At 74.0% G+C, this 6,000-nt stretch carries 4 protein-coding genes; all 4 read left to right on the plus strand.

Annotated features, from left to right (window positions below):
• The first annotated feature begins 225 nt into the window (after positions 1-225).
• The 4 genes from ACFVWU_RS16200 to ACFVWU_RS16215 all read left to right on the plus strand — a co-directional run bounded on the left by ACFVWU_RS16200 (position 226) and on the right by ACFVWU_RS16215 (position 5,929).
• A complete protein-coding gene (locus ACFVWU_RS16200) occupies positions 226-768 on the plus strand; it encodes a beta-class carbonic anhydrase (protein ID WP_380609288.1) in 543 nt (180 codons plus the stop codon).
• 460 nt (positions 769-1,228) lie between these two features.
• On the plus strand, positions 1,229-2,173 hold the full coding sequence (locus tag ACFVWU_RS16205; protein WP_387620642.1) for an AAA family ATPase: 945 nt from the start codon (positions 1,229-1,231) through the stop codon (positions 2,171-2,173).
• 1 nt (position 2,174) lies between these two features.
• The gene (locus ACFVWU_RS16210) at positions 2,175-3,497 is read left to right on the plus strand and encodes a DUF58 domain-containing protein (RefSeq protein ID WP_387620627.1); all 1,323 of its coding nucleotides are present in this window, start codon (positions 2,175-2,177) and stop codon (positions 3,495-3,497) included.
• Positions 3,494-5,929: a transglutaminaseTgpA domain-containing protein gene (locus ACFVWU_RS16215; protein WP_387620630.1), complete on the plus strand. Its 2,436-nt coding sequence runs from the start codon at positions 3,494-3,496 to the stop codon at positions 5,927-5,929. The genes ACFVWU_RS16210 and ACFVWU_RS16215 overlap by 4 nt, the downstream gene beginning before the upstream one ends.
• Positions 5,930-6,000 lie beyond the last annotated feature (71 nt).

A 6,000-nucleotide genomic window follows, 5' to 3' on the forward strand; every position in this document is an offset into this window, starting at 1 on the left:
CGGTACGGATCACCGCAGGTCGCGGCCGTCGGAGCGGCCCGGTGGAGGACCCGGCCGGCGAGCCCCGACGAGCGCCGCGCGCCCCGGTCGAGCGACCGGGTACGAACCCACTCCGGGACCAGCTCGGACAAACCCTCCCGTTGTCGCTATGCACTCGATCACAGCGGCCGGTTCTGTAGCTCCCGACCCCACCGCGGGGCCCGGAATCGCACTAACGTCGCCACCATGACAGTGACCCCCGACCGGCCCACGCCGAACGCCGCTGCCGACACCACCCGACCCGTCATCATCGACCGTTTCGTGACGGCCAACCGCGAGTACGCGGTGACCTTCCGGGACGGCGGCATGGACGCCCGCCCGGTGCAGAAGATCGCCGTGGTGGCCTGTATGGACGCCCGCCTCGACCTGTTCGCGGCGCTCGGCCTCGAACTGGGCGACGCGCACGTCATCCGCAACGCGGGCGGCGTCGTCACCGACGACACCATCCGCTCCCTGACCATCAGCCAGCGCGCCCTCGGCACCCGCTCGATCGCGCTGATCCACCACACCGGCTGCGGCCTGCTCGGACTCACCGAGGACTTCCGCCGCGAGCTGGAGCTGGAGGTCGGCCAGCGCCCGCAGTGGGCGGTGGAGTCCTTCGTCGACCTGGACGGCGACGTGCGCCAGTCCATGCAGCGGGTGCGCACCTCCCCGTTCCTGCTGCACACCGACGACGTCCGCGGCTTCGTCTTCGACGTCCACACCGGGCTGCTGCGCGAGATCGTCTGACACGCGCGCTCTCTCGGGCCCCCACCCCGAGCCGCGCCCCGGAGGCGAGCGGGCGAGTCCCCGCCCCGAGCCGCCCCCCGGAGGCGAGCGGGCGAGTCCCCGCCCCGAGCCGCCCCCCGGAGGCGAGCGGTCGAGTCACAGCGCATTCGGGGACAGCCGAATGGTGACTTCGGGCCACCGCCCGGGGGAGAATGCGCCTGCCGGTCGGACCCCGAACCACCTGGGGCGGCCGGGCCGCGGGCCGCCACCCCGGCGCCGGATCCGCCGTCGGAACCGCCCCCGGGACGGCCGCGTCAAGCATGGGGTGGGGGTCCGGCCTCGGGTGAGGCCGGCACAGGGCGCCAGGGAGCGTAAACGGGTGACGAGCTACAACGACCAGGCCGATCTCGGCAGTCCTGCGGGGGGAGAACAGAGGGCGAACGGGTACCGCCAGGTCGGACTCCCCGAGCTCGCCGCGGTCGTGGACCGCGTCCGCGCCAACATCGAGAGCGTGATCGAGGGCAAGCCGGAGGCCGTCCGGATCGCCCTGACCGTCCTGCTCGCCGAGGGCCACCTGCTGCTGGAGGACGTGCCCGGCGTCGGCAAGACCATGCTGGCCAAGGCGCTCGCCCGCTCGGTCGACTGCACCGTGCGCCGCATCCAGTTCACGCCCGACCTGCTGCCCTCGGACGTCACCGGCACCAACATCTACGACCAGCAGCGGCACGACTTCGAGTTCCGTCCGGGCGCGATCTTCGCCCAGATCGTGGTCGGCGACGAGATCAACCGCGCCTCGCCCAAGACCCAGTCCGCGCTGCTGGAGTCCATGGAGGAGCGCCAGGTCACCATCGACGGCACCAGCTACGAGCTGCCCTCGCCGTTCATGGTCGTGGCCACCCAGAACCCGGTCGAGATGGAGGGCACCTACCCCCTCCCGGAGGCCCAGCGGGACCGCTTCATGGCCCGGATCTCGATCGGCTACCCCAGCCCCGAGGCCGAGTTCGCGATGCTCGACGTGCACGCCGGTGCCAGCCCGCTGGCCGACCTCCAGCCCGTCGCGCACGCCACCGACATCCTCAAGCTGGTCGACCTGGTCCGCACCGTGCACATCGCCGACCCGGTGCGCCGCTACGCCGTCGACCTGGTCGCCGCCACCCGCACCAGCCCCGAGCTGCGCCTGGGCGCCTCGCCGCGCGCCACCCTGCACCTGGTCCGGGCCGCCCGCGCCGCCGCCGCGCTGGACGGACGCGACTACGTCACCCCGGACGACATCCAGCGCCTGGCCGTCCCGGTCCTCGCGCACCGCCTGATGCCGACCGCCGAGACCCAGCTCAGCCGCCGTACCTCCGAGCAGATCGTGACCGACCTGGTCGCCCGGCTGCCGCTGCCGCGTCCGCAGGGCGGCCCGGCCGTCCGGAGGGGCTGAGGTGGCCTCATCCGATCAGACGGGTGGACTGCGGGCCGGACTGCACGGCCTCACCACCCGCGGCCGCTCCTTCCTCGCGGCCGGACTGACCGCGGTGGTCTGCGCCTACCTGCTCAACCAGGACGCCCTGCTGCGGGTCGGCGTGCTGCTCGCCGCGCTGCCGCTGGTCGCCGCCCTGGTGGTCGCCAACACCCGCTACCGGGTGGCCAGCGGCCGCCGGCTCAACCCGCACCGGGCGATCGCCGGCCAGGAGGCCCGGGTCCACCTGCGGGTCGACAACGTCTCCCGGGTGCCCACCGGCCTGCTGCTCCTGGAGGACAAGGTCCCGTACGTGCTCGGGCCGCGCCCGCGGTTCGTGCTGGACCGGGTCGAGCCGCGCGGCTTCCGCGAGGTCTCCTACCGGGTCCGCTCCGACCTGCGCGGCCGCTACCCGCTCGGGCCGCTGCAGCTGCGGCTGTCCGACCCGTTCGGGATGTGCGAGGTCAACCGCGCCTTCACCGCCTCCGACGTACTCACCGTCGTCCCACAGGTCCAGGTGCTGCCGCAGGTGCGGCTCAGCGGCGAGTGGATCGGCCAGGGCGAGAGCCACACCCACACCCTCGCGCTGGCCGGCGACGACGACGTGATCCTGCGCGAGTACCGGCCCGGCGACGACCTGCGCCGGGTGCACTGGCGCTCCACCGCCCGGTACGGCGAGCTGATGGTGCGCCGCGAGGAACAGCCCCAGAAGGCCCGGGCCACCGTCCTGCTGGACACCCGCGAGGTGGGCCACCGCGGCAGCGGCCCGGCCTCCTCCTTCGAGTGGGCGGTCAGCTGCGCCGCCTCCGTCGCCGTGCACCTGCTGGAGCGCGGCTACCAGACCCACCTGCTGACCGACACCGGCCAGTGGGTGCCCGGCCCCGGCACCGGCGGCAACAACGTCGCCGCCGACACCTCCGGGCTGATCCTGGACGCCCTCGCGGTCGCCGACCTCTCCGACGGCGGCGGGCTGTCCCGCGCCGAGGAGCCGCTGCGGGCCGGCGGCGAGGGCCTGTTGGTCGCCGTCATCGGCGCGCTGGACGAGGCGCAGACCGCCCGACTGGCGCGACTGCGGAGCCGTACCGGCGGGGCGATCGCCTTCCTGCTCGACACCGACACCTGGGCCGGCCTGCGGATGGTCGCCCCGAACACCGGCGGCGACGAGTTCCGCAAGCGGGTCCGGCAGCTGCGCGAGGCCGGCTGGACGGTCCTGCCGGTGCGTGCCGGGGACTCCGTACCGGACCTGTGGCGGGCCGCCGAGGGCGCTAAGACCACCGCCCCCTACCGAGAAGAGGCCGGCGCGTGACCACCCGGGCCAAACTGACCGTGTACTCGGTGCTGGCCACCACCCTCGCCGCGCTGTGCATGCTCCCGCTGCTCACCACCCGGAGCTGGCTCACCCACGCCGTCCTGGTGATCGCCGTGATCGCGGCGGTCGGAGCGGGCCTGCGCCGCTCCCCGCTGTTCCGCTGGACGGTGCCGGTGGCGCAGCTGCTGGTGCTGCTCCTGCTGATGCTGATCGGCTTCGCCGGCTCCGGGATGACCGGCGGCGTGCTGCCCGGCCCGAACGCGATGCGGGTGCTGAGCCGGGTCTTCTCCTCCGGCATCGACGACATCACCCAGTACGCCATCCCGGCGCCTCCGACCGCCGGACTGCGGCTGATCCTGGTCTCCTCGGTCGGCCTGATCGCCGTCCTGGTGGACACCGTCGCGGTGACCTACCGGCGCTCCGCGCTGGCCGGGCTGCCGCTGCTGGCGCTGTACTCGACCGGCAACGCCCTGGCCGGGGACCACGGCAGCTGGGTCTGGTTCGGCCTGGCCGCGGCCGGCTACCTGATGCTGCTGTTCGCCGAGGGCCAGGACCGGGTCTCCCGCTGGGGCCGGGTCTTCCGCGGCGGCGCGCGCGGCACGGTCGGCTCCAGCCGGGTCAGCCCGGGCGGCCAACAGGTCGGCGTCCTGGCGCTGGCCCTGGCGATGCTGCTGCCGGTCTTCCTGCCGCGCTGGGACCTGGGGCTGCTGGACTCCGGCTCCGGCGGGTCCTCCGGCAAGGGCACCTCGGGCAGCGTGACGACCAGCCTCGACCCGCTGGTCAGCCTGGAGGCCGCGGTCACCAAACCGACCGACACCGAGCTGCTCAGCTACACCCTGGACAGCGACCTGGCCGGCCAGATCTACCTGCGCACCGGCTCCCTGGACCAGTTCGACGGCACCAGCTGGAAGCTCAGCAGCTCCGTCGTCAACGACCTCCCGGCCACCCTGCCTTCCCCCGAGGGCCTGCGCAGCACCGACGTCCCCCGGATCGAGGGCGACTTCCAGGTCAGCGACCGGTTGGAGAAGAGCTGGCTGCCGATGCCGTACCCGGCCGCCTCCGTCCAGCTCCCCAACCGCGGCGACTGGAAGCTCGACCCGCTGACCCGCACCGTGGTGCCGACCAACGACAAGGCCATCCGCGGCCTGCACTACCAGGTCACCTCGCTGGACCTGCGGCCCACCGCCGGCGAGCTGCGCGCCGCGCCGCTCGCCCCGCAGGACATCCGGGACCACTACACCGCCCTGCCCGCCGACCTGCCACCGGTGGTCGCCGAGCAGGCCAAGGCCGTCACCGCCAAGGCGCAGAACGACTACGACCGGGCGACGGCACTGGTGAACTGGTTCACCGGCCCGCAGTTCAAGTACGACACCAACGTCGCGGGCGGCACCGGCAGCGACGCGATCGCGGTCTTCCTGCGCGACCGCCGGGGCTTCTGCGTGCACTTCGCCTCCACCATGGCGGCGATGGCCCGGGTGCTGAAGATCCCGTCCCGGGTCGCGGTCGGCTTCACCCCCGGCGACAGCAAGGGCGGCGACGTCTACTCGGTCACCGGCCGGATGTACCACGCCTGGCCCGAGTTGTACTTCTCCGGCTACGGCTGGATGCGCTTCGAGCCGACCCCGAGCCGCGGTGTCCCGGCCCACTACCAGGAGGCGTCCAGCGCCCCGACCACGGCGCCCACCCAGCAGCCGACCGCCGCCGCGTCGAGCGCGGCCGCCGTCCCGGCGCCGACCAGCAGCTCGAACTGCACCGCCAAGCAGCGCCAGCTGGGTGACTGCGGCGCCAAGAACAAGGCCGTCGACCAGGCCGGCGAGCAGTCCTGGCCGCTCTCCTCGCAGGTGCTCGGCGCCCTGGCCGCGGTACTGGTGGTGATCGCACTGCTGCTCGCGCCGATGCTCTGGCGCACGGCCCTGCGCCGCCGCCGGCTCGGCGGCGGACGGCGCCGCCCCGGCGGGGACGGCCCGCTCGAACTGACCGACGCCCAGGTGCTGGCCGCCTGGGACGAGCTGATCGACTCCGCCTGGGACCTCGGAATTCCCCCGGACGAGTCACGCACCCCGCGCTCGGCCGCCAGGAGGATCACCGAGAAGGCGGAGCTGGACGCGGACGCGGCGGCGGCGGCCGGGCGCCTGGCGCTGGCCACCGAGCGGGTGCTCTACGCCCCGGCCGGGCAGGTCACCACGGCTGCGCTGGCCGCCGACGTCCGCACCGCCCGGCACGGTCTGTGGAGCGGCGCCGGGCGGATGGACCGGGCCCGGGCGTTGCTGCTGCCGCCGTCCTCGGCGCAGCTGTGGTGGCGGACCTCCGACGCGGTGCGGGCGGCCCGTACAGCCGTCGGCACCCGGGTCGGCCGGGCCGTCGAGGCGGTCACCGGGCCGGTGCGGCGGGTGTTCACCCGGCGCGAGCGGTCCACCCCTCCGTCCTGAGCCGTCCTGAACCGGCAAGAAGCCGGGGCGGGCAGTCGATAGACAGCCCCCCCCCGCGTCTTGTTTACAAA

Origin of the sequence: Kitasatospora sp. NPDC058190 (assembly GCF_042883685.1) — a bacterium.
GTDB lineage: Bacteria > Actinomycetota > Actinomycetes > Streptomycetales > Streptomycetaceae > Kitasatospora.